The following is a 16,430-nucleotide window of genomic DNA, read 5'->3' as shown; positions in this document are numbered from 1 at the left end:
ATGGTTGAGTTTATGTCACGTCAGTGGGAGTCATGTGTTCAAGCGCCTTCGTAGATCCAGTCAAGAAGATTCACCAGCTAAAAGTGAAGCGAAGCGCCGGATCGTCTTTGTGCTCCCAGGCTTCAGCAAGCATCCAGTAGGCGGCTACAAGGTTGTCTACACTTATGCGAATTACCTAGCGCGCCGTGGCCACGATGTTACAATTTTGCATTCCCTGATGCTGCGTGGGTCTCGACGTTTGAAGAGTGATTTCAGACTCCCCATTGCTTCAGTTCTCGCTGCCCTGAGGCCCTTCCGGAGACCAGAATGGTTTGCGCTCGACGGCAAGGTGCGTTCATTGACGCTGCCGTATATCGCGCCCTCCGCAGTGCCTTCTTGCGATGTAGTTGTTGCTACTGAAGTGCAGACCGCTAATCTTGTTTCCGCTGCGTCGAGGCAGTCCGGGTCTCGCGGATTCTACTTCATACAACACTATGAAGACTGGTCCGCAGAGCCTACGTTTATCGATGCAACGTGGACCCTCGATTTGAAGAAGATCGTGATCGCTCCGTGGCTCAAACGCCATGTGGAAAGCCTCTCGCAAGAGTGCGAGTTGATACCCAACGGTATCGATCCGGACGAATTTCCAGCGGGCGGCCCAACTCAAGACCGACCGCATACTGTATGTGCGATGGTATCTGATGTTCCGTGGAAGCGGACCGATCTGGTTGTCAAGGTACTGAACGACCTCGTGGCAAAATATCCAGAATTTTCCGCCGTTACATTTGGAACGTGCGAAAGGCCCGAAGGACTGGCGGAGCAAATCACCCACGTGACCACTCCGTCGAGGGAAACAATCAGTCACCTGTACCAATCCTCGCGGATATACCTTTGTGCGAGTGACGGGGAAGGTTGGCATCTGCCACCGGCTGAGGCCATGTCCAGCGGCTGCGCGGTAGTCTCCACTGATATTGGCGGAGTTCGAGCATATGCAGATGGGACGGCACTTTTTTCTGCGGTAGGTGATTCGCAGGCTTTGCTTGAAAATGTCGACACTCTGTTGAGCGATCCCGCGCTCTGCCAGTCGGTTGCGACCAGAGGATTATTGAGAATGCGGGAATATACGCCTGAGAAGGCTGCATCTAATTTCGAAGCAGCTTTGCTTCGCTCGCGCTAGCTACAGGGTTACGGGCCAAATGACTCGCTCACGGATGATCAAACGCATGGCCGGGTTTACATTCGTACCCCTGGTCGGCTCTATAGCGCCGCTCCTATTGCTCCCCATCGCCGCAAGAGTGGGCGGCGTTGATGGTTGGTACAGCCTTTCCGTCGGGCAGGCCGTTGGAACGTTTGGAAGCATCGCGATTAGCTACGGTTGGAATGTCTTGGGGCCGGCCTTGATAGCGACATCTAAGTCAGAAAAGACGAGACGGGCTTACTGGACTGAATCACTGAGGGAGCGGCTGGTAATTTCGGTCATCGTCATTCCTATAACTTGCGCGATTTCGATATTCCTGGCTAGTGCCGGCTATGAGCTCTTTACGGCATGTATGACATTGGCTTTCTGCTTGGTCGGGTTGTCGCCTAATTGGTTTTTCATCGGGGCCGGCGATCCCGGGAGTATTGCGCGATTTGAAATGTTGCCGAGATTGATTGCCACGCTTCTTGCGGCGGTCATGATCGCGCAAACTAATTCGTTATGGTCTTATCCCGTGCTTTGGGTGTTGAGTGCCTTCGTCGGGCTGGCCTGCGTGCAACGCAAACTCGGAAATCCGAGGATATTCAAAGGGTCTTCAATGAGCGGCCTGCTGCTTGGTTTGCGAAAGCGGCTTGGCGTTGCCCTTATAGATGGAATGGGTGGCGTCTACACTTCCGCGCCTGTGCCTCTTGCCGGGGCAAATTGCACTACCCTGGACGCAAGCACGATAGCTTCGGCCGACAAACTGTACCGGTTCGGCCTGCTGGCAGTCACGACCGTCGGAAATACCCTCCAGGGATGGACGCTGGACCCGTCGGCTAAGAACCGCATGCAGCGCCAAATCCGCGCAATTGGGGCTCATGTGGTGCTGGGCGTCGTTGGCATGGTTGGACTGGGTATTTTGGGTGAGTTTGCCACTGCGCTACTTTTTGGAAGCGAAGTTAGAGCCAATGTGTCAACGATGTGGTGCTATGGCGGGGCTTTCCTGGCGGTTTCGTTTTCGACGCCGCTGATCCGAAATATCTTGATTCCGGCAGGAAAGACCCGCTTCGTCCTAGTTGGAACGGCGGTTGGAGCCGTCGTTGGCGTTGTTGTCATGATGCTACTAGGCCGGGCCTGGGGATCCAGCGGAGTCGCTTTGGGATTCATGCTCAGTGAAATCGTGATGGTTCTCACTATTTTACCGTCAGCAATGCGCCAGTTGCTGGCTCTTCGTACTTCGGTGGCGATGTCCCAACCGGTTTAGAGACCGTTCGTGGTTGGTGGGGAAATGAGTTCGTATCATTGAAGAGCCCCTTTGCCGGACTTCGGTGAGCATGTCGAGCGCCGGGCTTGACCAGGTGGAACGCGTCGACCGAGACCGCGGTGCGCGGCAGCCACATCCGCAGGGCCTCGCGGAATGCCGCCGACGGGTCGATCGCGACGACCTGCACGCCCAGGCGCCACTGCAGCCGCCGGGCGAACAGCCAGTCCCCCGACTTCTTCGCTGTCACGGCCGTCCACGATCCCGAGCACCTGTCCGTTGTCCAGATCAACGATGGTGGTCATCCAGGGTTCGTAGCGTTTCCAGGCCTTGGTGGCCGGGTCGCGGAACAACCGCACGGACCGGTAGCGGTGTTCCTCGATGCCGAGCATCCGCGGCGCCAGGGCGTCGACATCGGGCAGTGTCAGCGCCGCGGAATCCAGGGCCCGCTGCACGAGCCACCATGAGACACCGAACGAGGAGGCGGTCTCCGCGGCGGCCCTTCCTGATCCGATGACGGCGGGCACGAGGGTGTCGCGGAGCCGGCGGGTGGACCGGGCACGGCGCGGCACCTGGGAGGTCTCCTCCGCGAACGTCCGCCGCGGGCACAGATACTCATCGCAGAAGAATCTCCGCTTGGCCCAGACCACTTCGACCGGGCCCGCGACGGGGATGTCGCGCAGGCGCTGGGGCCGGCGTGAAGGCATGCGGGTGCTGATGGCGCCACAGCACGGGCAGCCGGCCTCGGCGGTGGCTTCGACGCGGATCCGCCGCTGTCCGGCCGCGAGGACCTCGGTATCGGTGACGCGGTAGTCGGGCAGGTTGAAAAGGGCGGTGGCAGCATCGGGGCGCGGGGAAGTAGGCTCGATCAAGGCCCGGAGCTCCTGACTCGTGATGAATGCGTAGAGAACATCCATCACAGCGGGGCTACGAGCCCTTCAGCTTTCAAGACACGGAATCCGTTTCACCATGAACCACGGAGAGCCCCGTTACCATGGTCTTCCGGAGAGGGGCCGGGAACCCCGTTGACAAGGTCCTCGTGCCCGCATTCTCGTCCTGCTCGATCCCGGAGATGTCCGTGCTCGGCTGCACCCTGAAGTCCTGGAGCAGGCGATCCCGGCGCCGCCACCAAGCAGCCCGCCTGCACCGGCTCCAGTCCATCACCCCGGCCGCCGGCGCCCCCGCCACCCGCAGCATCTCCTGGGATGCGGGCGGGCGGATGAGAAGCAGGAAGAATATCAGTAAGTAAGCCCTTGGCAGCCCAATAGCGAATTGCCTGTGGTGAACGGGGAGACCGCGATTCCAAAGGCGCAGACGGTATAGCGGCCTCGTTGCGTGATAGGAATCGCCGCGGTGAAGCCATGATTGCCGACGACCGATAGAGCCTGATTGACATCTGGACGCTGGAGATCGGCTGTCACGGGATAGTTCGTCCTCGTTCCGTCCGGATACGTTACATAGACATGTACGCCGATCGATGTTGCCGGCATGTCGGGGTCGAGCGCCCAGCCGCTCCCGACAAGGGAGGTTTGCCCGCTTGACGACGTGATCTTGATCGAGTCCAGATATCCGATAGGGCTCGCACTGATACCGGCATCGACAGCGCTGCATCCGAGTAACGAATTGCCAGCCGACACAGGACTAAGGGCAATTCCGTAGGCGCACACGCGATACTTGCCGGGCTTGCTTATTGGGATGCTCGCTTCATATCCGTGATTTCCGGATATTCCGAGAACTCGGTTGACATCAGTCCGCGGTTGGTTTGCGTTGAATTGATAAATCGAAGTTGTTCCGTCGGGGGACTGCACGTAGATGTGCACCGCGATTTGCGCATTCGAGTCACCAAAATCGACCGCCCAGCCGCGAGCCTCAATCGTTGCCTGTGTGGGGATCTTTTTCACTTGTGCGGCGTCCAGCGTCCCGACAGGGGAGCTGGCGGACGCGATGGTGATGGATTTGCAACCGAGATTTGCACGAAGATACTGACCGACGGCAGACGCACACAGCCGGTAGTTCCCCGCTTTGGTGATATTCATTTGCGTTTGGAATCCATGGTTGTCACCAACCGATAGCACCTTGTTGATATCCGGCCGGTAGGAATTCGCCGGAATCTTGTAGAGCGTGCTACTTCCGTCGGGTCCATACAAGGTGACCTGGGCTTCGGCCGTGCTGGCGGTGTTGTTCATATCGACAGCCCAGCCGCGGACCTTGATGGAGTCGCTACTCGGAGCTCGGAGTTCGACTGCTTCGTCGAACGAACCCAGAGGAGGCTCCGCGCCTTGGACGGTGAGAGTTTTGCACCCAATTCCAGGATTGATAAATTTACCGATCGCATAAACGCAAATTTTGTAGTTGCCTGACACAGTCACCGGAATTTGCTGGTCAAATCCGTGGTAGTCGCCAAGTCCAAGGGCTTGGTTTACATCCGGGCGATACGCGGTGGCCGGGATCTTGTAAAGGGTCTGGACATTATTCGGATCCGTGACGTAGGCATGTACTTCTGTCGTATTTTGGGGAAGTGCCGTGTCCGCAGCCCAGCCCTTGACCCTGATTGAAACGGTAGTATCCGTTCGTTCCACTGCTGCCGAATCGAAAGAACCCTGCGGTATCGTGCCGGCAAAGACGGAGAGCGACGCGTATGAGCCGTTCCACACGTTCGAATCCCCTTGAAACGGGCCGGTGCTGCTGTATTGCCACATGCTGAATTGGTTCCAGCTGGCCGGCAAAACACCCGGCGAATTGCCTGGGGAAGAGGGGTAGGAAGCAATCCACAGTGGGTATGCACTGAAGGAAGCCGAGTTTCCCGTGCATCGAGCCCACCAATCGGTAGTGCTGTAAATAACGGGGTACCGGCCGGTCAGAGCTTGTACGGTGTTACCAAAATCCGCGATCCAACTGCTCATCTGCGCACCCGACATGCCATAGCATACGTCGCCGAAGTAGAAGCCGCCTATCGTTTGGCCTTCATAGGGGTTGTATTCGATGTCCAGAACCGGCGGGAGTGTGTAGCCGTCCGGGCTCCACGCTCCACCATTTGCGACGAAGTACCTCGCCTGGTCGGCCCCCGAAGACCAGTTCGGAATGGCAAAGTGGTACGCACCACGAATCATGCCGACATTGCGTGAACCGTCGTATTGCTGAGAGAAGTTCCCGTTGACGTAGTAGTTGCCCTCCGAGGCCTTCACATAGGCGAAACGTGAACCTTGGTTCCACTGGGACGCCCAGTCGACGTTTCCTTGATACGCGCTGACATCCTGCCCGGCTACACCTATCGAAGGAGACCAGTGTCCGGTGTCAAGTGCCATGGCGAGCGTCCCTGCCACTGCGCGCGATCCGGTGGGAGCCGCGCTCAACGGAAGGTTTTTGTTGGCCAAGACCCGCGGTGACCGCTGGCCCATTTCGGCTCCACCGCTCGGAATCGCCTGGAGCATGGCGCGCTTCATCGCGTCGCCGACGATGGGAGCGCTGCCGGGCATCGCTGGCATCGGGACAGGCGCTGGCGTGGTGACTGGCGCCGTGGTCTCTGCGGTGGGAACGGTCAACGGACCCAGCGCATTAGCTGGTGCAGACTCTTCAGAAGCAGGGGAGCCGCCAGGAACCGTCGGAGATAGGCCCGGTTTCGTGCTCGCGGGTGTTCCCGCTTTCGCAGCCTGCGCCTGTTCTGAAGCAGCGGGTATCGCGCTTTCCGACGGGGTGGCCCCGGCCACGGTGAGAGTCAAGCCGAGCGCGATTCCCAGTGCGACGCCAACACGCGCGACAGGGAATCGAGATGCCTTTACAGCGGTGGTTCGTTTCATTTTCAATTCCGGCAAGGTACCGCTCTGTGAGGGCACATGGTGAAAGCTTCGCCTGCAGCTCCAATAACGAACACCTCTGCAGCGCACCATAAAGCCAGCTCCTAACCGGGACACCATAGCATTCGGTGGCAGAAGTGGCCAGAGTTTTATGTGTTGCTGGTGTGACTTGTGGTTGAACAGTTATCCAACGGCTACGCCAACTTTGGCGCCACATTCAGCTGCACCTGGCTGCAGTCCTCAGCGTCCGATTTTGGCGTTGTAGCGGTACATGAACGCAGCCATGGCGTCGCGGTTGACCGGGTTCAGCGGCCGGTAGGTGCCGTCGGCGTATCCGGTGGTGATGCCGGTGGAGGCCAGCCAGGTGATTTCGAGGTAGAACGGGCTCGCTGGTGTGAGATCGGTGAACGGTGAGGCGCCGGGCGGAGTATATGAGGGTTTCCCGGCAAGTCGGTAGAGGAATGCAGCCATGGCGTCGCGATTGACAGGATCCAAGGGACGGTAGGTGCCGTCGGGGTATCCGGTGGTGATGCCGGTGGAGGCCAGCCAGGTGATTTCTTTGTAGAACGATGAAAGTGGCCCGATGTCCCTGAACGGAGAGATGACCGGGGGAATGTAGGTGGGGCTCCCCTTGAGACGATAGAGGAAAGCGGCCATTGCCTCGCGTGTGACGGGTTGGACGGGGCGGAACGTACCGTCGGGGTAGCCCGTGGTGATGCCGTTGTAGGCCATCCACGTCACTTCTACGTAGAAGGGGTAGCTGGCGGGGATATCGGTGAACGAAGGCGGGCTCGAGGGAGTGAATGCTGTCAGTCCTTGCGCGGTCCCGAGCCCGGTCGGACCGTCGTATCCGTAGCCGGCGGTGCACAGATAGGGCACTGCGCACGTGCCGTTCGCACCGTTGGCAAGATCATTCAGCGCCCAGGGTGAGCTGTAGGCAAGCTGGGCAGGGGAGATTCCCGCAGGCGTAGGGCCGGCGAGGGCGTACGTGGCTGCAATGACGGGGGCCGCAGCGCTGGTTCCGCCAAAGACCATCCACCCGCTCATCCCGTTGCTCGGGGTGCTGTCGTAGACGGCGACGCCGGTGCTCGGGTCTGCGACTGAGGCGACGTCAGCGACGGTGCGGTTGGGACAGCCGGTGTCATGCTGCCAGGCCGGCTTGGGCTCGTAGGCGGAGCAGCCGCTGCCAGGTCCAGGTGCCCCGGATGCCGCGCCTCCCCAAGCGCGTTCGGTCCACCCCCGGACTTTGCTTGTGTCGAGTGTCAGGGTGGTGCCGCCAACCGCGACGACGTTGGGGGAGGACGCAGGATAGTTCACCGTAGGCGGGGCGGTGGCGTTCGTGTAGCCGTTGTCGCCGGAGCTGGCCACGAGGGGGATCCCTGGGTGATTGAAGTAAGCGCCGTCGAACCGTGTGACCCCGCCGACCTCGGGGCCGCCGAAGCTCATCGACACAGCATTGGCACCTAGATTGACCGCGGTATTGACCGCGGTGCCCAGATCGGTGAGGGAATTCGACCTGGCCTCGACGAGCAGGATGCTGCAGTTGGGGCAGGCCGCCGAGACCATTTGGACATCGAGGGACGTTTCCTGCGCCCAGGCCGCGTTGACGGGCGGCAGGGAGCTTCCGCCGTCCTGGTCCACTTTCCGGAAGCACCCTGAGGCCGAGGAACAGGGCGTCTGCCCGTACCTCGTCCGGTAGACAGCCAAATCCGCCTCGACAGTCGGTGCATCGTACGGATCGACTACCGCTACGGTTCTGCCGATGCCGGCGGTGAGTGAGGGCAGCCTGTAGGCGGACTGCAGGTCCGCGGGCCCGTACCCGGCAGGGAGAAGCTGCCCGGCGGCCAGGGGACCTGCGACTTCATCGTCGATTTCCGCATGGCACGATGCATAGCCTGGGGGTGCGCCCCCGCATACCTTCGAATGGCGGTGACCCTTCAACCGTGCCATGGCCTGGGCAGCCGGCGTGGGCTGAGGGGGCGAGACCGATGCCGACGATGTTCCAGGAAGGGGATCGGTTGAACCTTCTTCTGCTTGCGCAGGCGTGACAATCCAGGACAGTAGCATCAGCACCGCGGCACCGGTCACCAAGCGGGGCCTGCTGAACCAGCGGCCGCGGGGATATCCGCGCGGTGTTTTCGGCATGAGATCCTTCTTTGCCCGGATATTTGGGGTCTGGAGTGGCCAGAGATTCACATGTTTCTGGTGTGACTTGCAGATAAGACAATTATCCACAGGTCCGCCAAAATGACTTGGTCCCATGTTGTAACCTCCCCTAGCCTTGACCTTGTTGAAGGTTTCCGCAGCGCCTGGGCGCATGCTGCATTGGGGGGAACATGGAGGCTTTGCGCATCGTCGAGGATGAAGTCCGCGAGCTGATTCGTCGGCGTGGACTGGATCCTTTGAGTCAAGCAGTCGAAGTTCACCGGCTCGTCGAGGCCGCCGTAAATGACTACGACGAGCGGGCGCTTCTGGGCCCCTTGCCTCCTTTGGGACATTTGGAAACAGCACGCAAGTACGTGTTCGACGCCGTTGCTGGCTTCGGGCAGCTCCAGCCACTCCTGGATGACCCCACCATCGAAGAGGTCTGGCTCAACGCGCCCAACGAGGTCTACGTTGCCCGGAATGGCGAATCCGAACTTACCTCGATCAGCCTCACCGAGCAGCAGGTTCGCGACCTCGTTGAGCGGATGCTTAAGAGTTCCGGGCGCAGGCTGGACCTGTCCTCACCCTTTGTGGACGCGGCCCTCCCCGATGGCTCTCGGCTCCACGTCGTCATTCCTGACGTCACCCGCCGCCATTGGGCCGTGAATATCCGCAAATTCGTGGTCAAGGCGACCCGGCTCGAGCATCTGGTTGAGCTGGGAACGTTGACGCCCGAGTCGGCCAGATTCCTGGGAGCCGCGGTGGCCAGCGGATTGAACATTCTCGTCTCAGGAGCCACCCAGGCAGGAAAGACCACAATGCTCAACTGCCTGGCGGCCAACATCGGCTCCCGGGAGCGGGTCATCACCGTCGAAGAGATCTTTGAACTCCATTTCCCGCTGCGAGACGTCGTTGGCCTCCAGTGCCGCCAGCCAAACCTCGAGGGTCACGGGGAAATTCCCTTACGCCGACTCGTCAAAGAGGCTCTTCGCATGCGGCCGGATCGTCTCGTGGTCGGCGAAGTCCGGGAAGCCGAAAGCCTGGACATGCTTATTGCGTTGAATTCCGGCCTTCCCGGTATGTGTACCGTCCATGCGAACTCTGCCCATGACGCCGTGACCAAGATTTGCACCCTGCCGCTGCTGGCTGGCGGCAACATCTCGAGTGCGTTCGTCGTTCCAACCGTGGCATCCTGCATCGACCTCGTGGTCCATTGCAGCCGCCACGCGGACGGACGCCGGCAAGTCACCGAGATCCTTTCGCTCGGGCGCCGCGTGGAGAACGGCATCATTGAGTCGTCCAAGGTATTCGCGATGCCGGACGGCAAACTCCAAGCCACTTCGAATTCCATGCCGGCCGCCGAGAAATTCACCCGGGCAGGTTTTGACGTCGCCGCGCTCCTGGAGCGCTCCTGATGGCGCCGCTGCTGGGCGTTCTCTGCGGGCTGGGGGTTTTCCTCATCTGGTGGTCGGCATGGGAACAACACCCATTTGCCGGCAAGGAGCCCAAACAGAAACGCCTTGAGTCTTTGTTGCTCACGGCCGGGATCGAAAAAGTGAGCGGCGGGGGATTCATCGCGTCGTGCCTCGGATTGGGTCTTTTCACCACTCTGGTGATCTACATCGTGACGGCGTCCTTTTCGATCGCAGCGTGCTTCGGCCTGTTCGGTGCGTGGCTTCCCTTGGCAATTGTGAGCTGGCGTGCGCGCAAGCGGACCGCCATGCTCCGGGAGCTCTGGCCCGATGTGGTCGACCATTTGCGCTCGGCAATCCGCGCGGGACTCTCGTTGCCCGAGGCACTTGTCCAGCTCGGGGACAAGGGCCCTGAAGAGCTGCGATCCCTCTTCCGGGAGTTTGGTGCGGATTACCGTTCCGGTGGCCATTTCGATGCGGCGTTGAGCAAGTTAAAGGACCGCTTGGCCGATCCCGTTGCCGACCGGATCATTGAGGCGCTTAGACTGACCCGCGATGTGGGCGGATCCGATCTCGGTCGCCTTTTGGGAACTCTTGCCGAGTTCCTTCGTGAGAGCGCGAGGACCCGCAGTGAACTCGAGGCACGACAATCATGGACCATCAATGGGGCGCGCCTGGCCGTTGCCGCCCCCTGGATCGTCCTGATGCTGCTGGCCAGCAGGCCGGAAGCGGTTGCCGCGTACAACTCGGCGGCCGGAGTCAGCGTTCTTGGAGGCGGATTGCTGGTCTCGGGTTTCTGTTACTGGGTCATGCTGCGCATCGCCGCCCTTCCTGAAGATGAAAGGGTGCTTCGATGACTGCCCTGACCGTGTTCTGCGGACTTCTGTTGGGAGCCGGATTGTGGCTCATCTTTGTTCGCATGCCCTTTATGCGGGCCACTCCCTTCGTGGAGCGCATCGAGCCGCAACTCAGGTCCCAGAATCTCGAATCGCGCCTGCTGTCCACAACCCCGGACATCGCACCGTTCGGCCCCTTGGAGCGCATTCTGCGGCCGGTGTTCCGGGACGCCCTCCGCTATGTGGCGAAGTTCAACCTCGGTACCACGTCCCTCAACAAGAGGCTGGCAAAGGCCGGTTCTGGAAAGTCCGCGCTGGACTTCCGCGCGGAGCAGTTGCTATGGGCGGCGGCGGGATTTGCCACAGCGGTTGTCGTGGTGGTCGTGAGTGCGACCGGGGGGCGGTTCAGTCCGGGGCTCGCAGTTGCCTCGGTCCTGGTTTGTGCACTGGGAGGGTTTCTATTCCGCGACTACGTGCTGGGGGTGCGGATCAAACGAAGGCAAAGGCGGATGCTGGCGGAATTCCCCAGCCTTGCCGAACTGATGGCCCTCGCGGTGGGCGCCGGGGAGAACGCCAGCGGCGCCCTCGATCGGGTGTGTCGCACAGCCCGCGGCGAACTGGCGAAGGAGTTTGCCCTGGTATTGGCCGCCACCCGGGCCGGCACGCCCTTGGTCGAAGCCCTGCACGAGTTTTCGGGACGAACCGAGCTCGGCCCGCTTGTTCGGTTCGTGGATGGAATTGTCGTTGCCGTCGAACGCGGTACTCCCTTGGCCGACGTTTTGCGGGCCCAGGCTGCGGATGTGCGCGATTCCGCCAAACGGGAGCTGATGGAAGCGGCGGGCCGCAAGGAAATCGCCATGATGGTGCCGCTGGTTTTCGGCGTCCTTCCACTCACCGTGATCTTCGCCGTCTATCCGGGCTTGGCCGCGCTGGAACTTGGCTTCTGATGGCGGTCTCCCACAGAGCCTGTCCGCATTCATCACATGGGCATCCGCCTGAATGCCAAAGCAAAAAACTGCAAGGACCACAACGGATTCCTGCACAACGAAATGGGTGAAAAATGAAATGGGGAAAAATGAAGAAGCTCGGACGCCAAAGCCTGCCTGCTTCAGGACTTTTGCTGTGGCACCTGTGGACTCTCCCGCCGTCCGGACCATCGCTGAGAACCACCCCAAACGAAAGTTTGGTCCCCGACGACGATCATTCCGAGCGGGGCGACGTACCCGGTTGGGTCATGATCACATTGATGTCCGCCGCACTTGTGGCGGGCCTCCTGGCGCTGGCCGGCCCGGCTCTTGAGGGACTCTTCAACCAGGCCATGAGCAAGGTCGGAAAGTAAGTCCATGCCGTTCCGCAGCCGGGGAGCGGAAGATGGCGGTGGCGTGCGTGGCAGCGATGAACAAGGCTCCGCCGTCGTGGATTTTGTGCTGGTCGGCGGTCTGTTGACGGTGTTCTTCCTCGCCGTCATTCAACTGACCCTGGTGATGCACGTACGCAATACCCTCCTTGATGCGGCCTCGTCCGGAGCCCGTTACGGCACTCTCGCCGATCGGACACCGGCCGATGCACGTGAGCGCACGGCAGACCTGATCGGAACGGCGCTGAACGCGGACTTTGCCCGGGATATCTCGACGTCGGAGGCTAGCTTCCAGGGAATCCGCACCTTGGAAGTGACAGTCCGGGCACCCTTGCCCGTCATCGGGCTGATAGGACCCGGAGCGGCGCTGGAGGTGAGGGGGCATGCTGCGACTCCTGGCTGATCCTGGCCGTGCAGCGCTTTCCCGCTTCCGGAAGGCGGTCTGCCTGCCACCCGCTGAGGGCCGGCAATCCACCGGCCCGCGGTGTGCCTCTGAGCGGGGAAGCGCTGTGGTCGAGTTCATCCTTTTGTCCCTCCTGCTCATGGTTCCGGTGGTCTATTTCATCGTCACTATTGGACAGATCCAGGGCGGTTCCTTCGCCGTCGTGGGGGCAGCGGACCAAGCTGCCAAGGTCTACGTCATGCAGAAGGACACCTCCCAGGGGCGTGTCGCCGCCGAACAGGCTGCCCTTCTGACTCTTGCCGACTATGGCCATTCCGCGGAGCGGGCATTTGTCGACGTCGCGTGCGACCGCGGCGATTGCCTGTCGGCGGGTGCTGCGGTCACGGTGACGGTCAAGCTCACGGTGCCGTTGCCCATGCTGCCCTTTGGGGACACTCTGAATCTGGACGCCGCGAATCTGAGTGCGTCGGCTACGCAAATCGTCGGGCGGTTCAGGTGAGGGACCTTCCCGCGAGGAGGGACATGCAGAGGTCCCTGAAATCGGAGGGGGAAGAGGGCCATTTGATGGTCTTGACCATCGGTTATGTCGTGATCGCGTTGTTGCTGGCAACGGTCGTTGCTGCCGCCTCCGCCATCTACATCGAACATAAGAAGCTCCTCTCCGTGGCGGACGGAGCTTCGGTGGCAGCTGCGGACAGCTATACCCTTGGCCAAGTGGACAGTGGCGCCGAAACGCCATGGGCCGTCCTCAATAGCGAGCGGGTACGGAGCGTCACCGAGTCATACCTCAGCCAAAACGGCGCCCATTCACGGTTCGATCAACTTGCCGTCGCACGGGGTACTGGAAGTCCGGACAGCGCCACGGCCGAAGTGGTGCTCAGCGCGGTGGCCCATCCGCCTGTGGTCAGTTTTTTGCTTCCCGACGGTGTTCCGATCGAGGCCCGTTCCACTGCGCGTTCCCGGCTGGCACGCTAGTTCAAAGCGTCACACGTCAAGACCCCGTGCCAAGGCCGTCAACGGATGGCGTACTCTGGAACAACCATGGCTCAGATTGACTTTCCCGCAGAAATCCGCGCGCTTCGCTCCACCTACCGCTCCATCGAACAGGTTTCCGATGTCGAGAAGCTCAAGGAAGAGATCGCAGAACTGAGCGAGCGAGCCGGTGAACCGAACCTCTGGGACGATCCAGCTGCCGCACAGGTGATTACGTCCAAGTTGTCCCACCGGCAGTCGGAACTTGAACGGTTGAACAGGCTGACGGGCCGTATCGACGACCTTGAGGTTCTTGTCGAGCTCGGCCAGGACGAGGACGACGACGCCTCCATGGTCGAAGCCGCCACGGAACTCGACTCCATCCGCAAGGCCCTCAAGGAACTTGAAGTAGTAACCCTGCTCTCGGGCGAATACGACGAACGCGAAGCGGTCGTCACGATTCGTGCGGGCGCCGGCGGTGTTGATGCGGCGGACTTCGCCGAAATGCTCATGCGCATGTACCTTCGCTGGGCGGAACGCCACGGCTACCCGACTACCGTCATGGACACCTCGTACGCCGAAGAGGCCGGCCTCAAATCAGCCACTTTCGAGGTCAAAGCGCCGTACGCGTTCGGTACCCTCAGCGTCGAAGCCGGGACGCACCGACTTGTCCGTATCAGCCCCTTTGACAACCAAGGCCGGCGGCAAACGTCCTTTGCCGCCGTCGAAGTCATCCCGCTCATCGAGCAGACCGACTCGATCGACATTCCGGACAACGAGATCCGCGTCGATGTCTTCCGCTCTTCCGGCCCTGGCGGCCAGTCCGTCAACACGACGGACTCCGCAGTACGTTTGACCCATATCCCTTCAGGGATTGTCGTCTCCATGCAGAACGAGAAGTCCCAGCTGCAGAACCGCGCAGCCGCAATGCGCGTGCTCCAATCGCGGCTCCTCCTCCTGAAAAAGGAGCAGGAAGATGCTGAGAAGAAGGCATTCGCAGGTGACGTGAAGGCATCATGGGGTGACCAGATGCGTTCGTACGTGCTCAATCCGTACCAGATGGTCAAGGACTTGCGGACTGAACACGAAGTGGGCAACACGTCAGCGGTGTTCGACGGCGACATCGACGACTTCATCGACGCCGGCATTCGCTGGCGCACGGGCAACCGCAACGCCGAGGGATAACGGCCACCCCGCTGATTGCCTGATTGGGCGACACACCGCTCCAAGCCCGCGATTCCATTGCGGAGCGTGCGTATAGTCGAAGAGCCGGCGCTCAACTTCCCCCAACGAAAGCCCGTGCGCTGGCGGTTGGACTGGCCGAACGTGGCATGTCCGGCGGGGTTCTGAAGAGTCATGATCCGATTTGAGAATGTCACCAAGGTCTACGACCCCAATGCCCGTCCGGCGCTGGATGCTGTCAACCTTGAGATTGACCGTGGAGAATTCACCTTCCTCGTCGGGGCCTCGGGCTCCGGCAAGTCGACGTTCCTACGGCTCATTCTGAAGGAAGACCGGGCAACATCCGGTTCTGTCTACGTCGCAGGCCAGAACGTAGCCAACATTTCAAGCTGGCGGGTCCCCAAGCTTCGCCGCGGAATCGGCGTCGTTTTCCAGGACTTCCGCTTGTTGCCGCAGAAGAGTGTCTTCGCCAACGTGGCCTTCGCCATGCAGGTGATCGGCAAGAGCCGCAGCATCATCCGCGAGACAGTTCCGGAGGTGCTGAAGACGGTTGGGCTTGAAGGCAAGGAACGCCGCATGCCCCACGAGCTGTCCGGTGGTGAGCAGCAGCGCGTGGCCATCGCCCGCGCCGTCGTCAACCGCCCCGGCATCCTGCTGGCGGACGAACCCACCGGAAACCTGGACCCCATTACCTCGATGGGAATCATGGGCGTGCTCGACAAGATCAACCAGAACGGCACCACTGTGGTCATGGCAACGCACGACGACGACATTGTGAACGAGATGCGCAAACGCGTGGTGGAGCTTCGGAACGGAGTTGTGGTCCGTGATGAGGCAAGGGCCCTCTACACCTCGATGATTCCGGTGGTGGGAGAGTCCCGGCGAATGAAGGACGCGAGCGATGCGGAAATCGACCGCGCACAGGGGGTCCAGCAGTGAGGCTCGCCTTTATCCTGGGCGAGATCGGCAGCGGCCTGCGCCGGAACCTGTCCATGGTGATTTCCGTCGTCCTGGTGACCTTTGTCTCCCTCACCTTTGTTGGCGCGGCCGGCATGCTGCAGATGCAGATCAACCAGATGAAGGGTTACTGGTACGACAAAGTCCAGGTCGCCATCTTCCTCTGCAACGATTCCTCGACGTCGACGGGATGTGCTTCGGGTGCGGTGACCAAAGAGCAGCAGGACAACCTGGCCAAAATGCTCGATTCGCCGACAGTCAAGCAGTACATCACCGATTACCAATTCGAATCGCAGGCGGATGCGTTCAAGCACTTCAAGGAACAGTTCTCCAACTCTCCGATTGTTGATTCGGTAACCCAGGACCAGCTTCCTTCGTCTTTCAGAATCAACATGAAGGACCCCCAGAAGTACCAGATCATCAGCGAGACATTCTCGTCCCAGGCCGGGGTGGAGACCGTGAGCGATCAACGCCAGGTCCTTGAACGGATCTTTGAGTGGATGAATGGCGCCTCTGTGGCGGCAATGGTGGTCGCGGGAGTCATGATCTTCTGCGCGGTCCTGCTCATCACCACGACCATCAGGTTGTCCGCGTTTAGCAGGCGGCGGGAGACCGGCATTATGCGCCTCGTTGGAGCGTCGAAGACCGTCATTCAACTGCCGTTCATCCTCGAAGGCGTCATCGCCGCGGTCGTGGGTGCAGTCCTGGCCTCCGGCACACTATGGCTAGTGGCACAGTTCTGGCTTAATGGAGACTTGTCGAAGCAGTTCCTGAACACTCCGTTCATTTCCTCGGCCCAGGTACTCGTGATTGCTCCGGTCCTGATAGCGTTGGGCGGCGGCCTGGCAGGGATCTCTTCACTCCTGACCCTCCGTCGATATCTCAAGGTGTAGTCATGAAAAGCACTGAACCCCAGCGAACAGGACAGCCGATGCCCCGGAAGTACCAGGCT

At 60.7% G+C, this 16,430-nt stretch carries 15 protein-coding genes and 1 pseudogene; 13 read left to right on the top strand and 3 right to left on the bottom strand.

Annotated elements, in window-relative coordinates; translation table 11 throughout:
- Window positions 1–34: 34 nt before the first annotated feature.
- Window positions 35–1,156, top strand: coding sequence for a glycosyltransferase family 4 protein (locus QRN59_RS17260; RefSeq protein ID WP_284983707.1), 1,122 nt, complete (start codon window positions 35–37; stop codon window positions 1,154–1,156).
- A 46-nt stretch (window positions 1,157–1,202) separates the two neighbouring features.
- Window positions 1,203–2,423, top strand: a complete 1,221-nt coding sequence (locus tag QRN59_RS17255; RefSeq protein WP_284983706.1) for a polysaccharide biosynthesis protein — start codon at window positions 1,203–1,205, stop codon at window positions 2,421–2,423.
- Between the two features lie 48 nt (window positions 2,424–2,471).
- Here the strand turns inward: QRN59_RS17255 and QRN59_RS24665 are convergent.
- A pseudogene (locus QRN59_RS24665) lies at window positions 2,472–3,292 on the bottom strand (transposase); the annotation flags it as partial.
- Between the two features lie 122 nt (window positions 3,293–3,414).
- Here QRN59_RS24665 and QRN59_RS17240 point away from each other — a divergent pair.
- Entirely contained in the window at window positions 3,415–3,669 is a 255-nt protein-coding gene (locus tag QRN59_RS17240) for a hypothetical protein (protein WP_284983704.1), read from the top strand.
- On the opposite strand, the gene QRN59_RS17235 is transcribed toward QRN59_RS17240, so the two are convergent.
- The gene (locus QRN59_RS17235; RefSeq protein WP_284983703.1) at window positions 3,659–6,217 is read right to left on the bottom strand and encodes a lysozyme; all 2,559 of its coding nucleotides are present in this window, start codon (window positions 6,215–6,217) and stop codon (window positions 3,659–3,661) included. The two genes, QRN59_RS17240 and QRN59_RS17235, sit on opposite strands and share 11 nt — an antisense overlap.
- A gap of 237 nt (window positions 6,218–6,454) precedes the next feature.
- Window positions 6,455–8,359 (bottom strand): S-layer homology domain-containing protein, encoded by a 1,905-nt coding sequence (locus tag QRN59_RS17230; protein ID WP_284983702.1) that lies wholly within the window; start codon window positions 8,357–8,359, stop codon window positions 6,455–6,457.
- Window positions 8,360–8,550: 191 nt separating this feature from the next.
- Between QRN59_RS17230 and QRN59_RS17225 the strand changes: the two genes are divergently transcribed.
- The 10 genes from QRN59_RS17225 to ftsX all read left to right on the top strand — a co-directional run bounded on the left by QRN59_RS17225 (window position 8,551) and on the right by ftsX (window position 16,371).
- Window positions 8,551–9,774: a TadA family conjugal transfer-associated ATPase gene (locus tag QRN59_RS17225; protein ID WP_284983701.1), complete on the top strand. Its 1,224-nt coding sequence runs from the start codon at window positions 8,551–8,553 to the stop codon at window positions 9,772–9,774.
- A complete protein-coding gene (locus QRN59_RS17220) occupies window positions 9,774–10,628 on the top strand; it encodes a type II secretion system F family protein (protein ID WP_284983700.1) in 855 nt (284 codons plus the stop codon). Before QRN59_RS17225 ends, QRN59_RS17220 begins: the two co-directional genes overlap by 1 nt.
- Entirely contained in the window at window positions 10,625–11,554 is a 930-nt protein-coding gene (locus tag QRN59_RS17215; RefSeq protein WP_284983699.1) for a type II secretion system F family protein, read from the top strand. The genes QRN59_RS17220 and QRN59_RS17215 overlap by 4 nt, the downstream gene beginning before the upstream one ends.
- A 128-nt stretch (window positions 11,555–11,682) precedes the next feature.
- Window positions 11,683–11,946 carry a hypothetical protein gene (locus QRN59_RS24565; RefSeq protein ID WP_502871073.1) on the top strand — a complete coding sequence of 88 codons (264 nt, stop codon included), beginning with the start codon at window positions 11,683–11,685 and terminating at the stop codon, window positions 11,944–11,946.
- 4 nt (window positions 11,947–11,950) lie between these two features.
- Window positions 11,951–12,367 (top strand): TadE family protein, encoded by a 417-nt coding sequence (locus QRN59_RS17210; protein ID WP_284983698.1) that lies wholly within the window; start codon window positions 11,951–11,953, stop codon window positions 12,365–12,367.
- Window positions 12,368–12,473: 106 nt separating this feature from the next.
- Window positions 12,474–12,866, top strand: coding sequence for a hypothetical protein (locus tag QRN59_RS17205; RefSeq protein WP_350225240.1), 393 nt, complete (start codon window positions 12,474–12,476; stop codon window positions 12,864–12,866).
- 23 nt (window positions 12,867–12,889) lie between these two features.
- Complete coding sequence (locus tag QRN59_RS17200) at window positions 12,890–13,342, top strand: pilus assembly protein TadG-related protein (RefSeq protein WP_284983696.1); 453 nt, start codon at window positions 12,890–12,892, stop codon at window positions 13,340–13,342.
- A gap of 66 nt (window positions 13,343–13,408) precedes the next feature.
- The gene (prfB, locus tag QRN59_RS17195; protein ID WP_236811830.1) at window positions 13,409–14,524 is read left to right on the top strand and encodes a peptide chain release factor 2; all 1,116 of its coding nucleotides are present in this window, start codon (window positions 13,409–13,411) and stop codon (window positions 14,522–14,524) included.
- A gap of 171 nt (window positions 14,525–14,695) precedes the next feature.
- Window positions 14,696–15,460, top strand: a complete 765-nt coding sequence (gene ftsE, locus QRN59_RS17190) for a cell division ATP-binding protein FtsE (RefSeq protein WP_284983695.1) — start codon at window positions 14,696–14,698, stop codon at window positions 15,458–15,460.
- Window positions 15,457–16,371 carry a permease-like cell division protein FtsX gene (ftsX, locus tag QRN59_RS17185; RefSeq protein WP_284983694.1) on the top strand — a complete coding sequence of 305 codons (915 nt, stop codon included), beginning with the start codon at window positions 15,457–15,459 and terminating at the stop codon, window positions 16,369–16,371. The genes ftsE and ftsX overlap by 4 nt, the downstream gene beginning before the upstream one ends.
- Window positions 16,372–16,430 lie beyond the last annotated feature (59 nt).

Origin of the sequence: Arthrobacter sp. efr-133-TYG-118, assembly GCF_030209755.1 — a bacterium.
GTDB lineage: Bacteria > Actinomycetota > Actinomycetes > Actinomycetales > Micrococcaceae > Arthrobacter.
The sequence above is the reverse complement of the archived record's forward strand: the minus strand, read 5'-3'. Positions and strand labels throughout refer to the sequence as shown.

Coding starts and splice junctions, on each gene's coding strand:
- QRN59_RS17255 (WP_284983706.1), top strand. CDS start 1,203: ATGGCCGGGTTTACATTCGTACCCCTGGTCGGCTCTATAGCGCCGCTC.
- QRN59_RS17240 (WP_284983704.1), top strand. CDS start 3,415: ATGGTCTTCCGGAGAGGGGCCGGGAACCCCGTTGACAAGGTCCTCGTG.
- QRN59_RS17235 (WP_284983703.1), bottom strand. CDS start 6,217: ATGAAACGAACCACCGCTGTAAAGGCATCTCGATTCCCTGTCGCGCGT.
- QRN59_RS17230 (WP_284983702.1), bottom strand. CDS start 8,359: ATGCCGAAAACACCGCGCGGATATCCCCGCGGCCGCTGGTTCAGCAGG.
- QRN59_RS17225 (WP_284983701.1), top strand. CDS start 8,551: ATGGAGGCTTTGCGCATCGTCGAGGATGAAGTCCGCGAGCTGATTCGT.
- QRN59_RS17220 (WP_284983700.1), top strand. CDS start 9,774: ATGGCGCCGCTGCTGGGCGTTCTCTGCGGGCTGGGGGTTTTCCTCATC.
- QRN59_RS17215 (WP_284983699.1), top strand. CDS start 10,625: ATGACTGCCCTGACCGTGTTCTGCGGACTTCTGTTGGGAGCCGGATTG.
- QRN59_RS24565 (WP_502871073.1), top strand. CDS start 11,683: ATGAAGAAGCTCGGACGCCAAAGCCTGCCTGCTTCAGGACTTTTGCTG.
- QRN59_RS17210 (WP_284983698.1), top strand. CDS start 11,951: ATGCCGTTCCGCAGCCGGGGAGCGGAAGATGGCGGTGGCGTGCGTGGC.
- QRN59_RS17200 (WP_284983696.1), top strand. CDS start 12,890: ATGCAGAGGTCCCTGAAATCGGAGGGGGAAGAGGGCCATTTGATGGTC.
- prfB (WP_236811830.1), top strand. CDS start 13,409: ATGGCTCAGATTGACTTTCCCGCAGAAATCCGCGCGCTTCGCTCCACC.
- ftsE (WP_284983695.1), top strand. CDS start 14,696: ATGATCCGATTTGAGAATGTCACCAAGGTCTACGACCCCAATGCCCGT.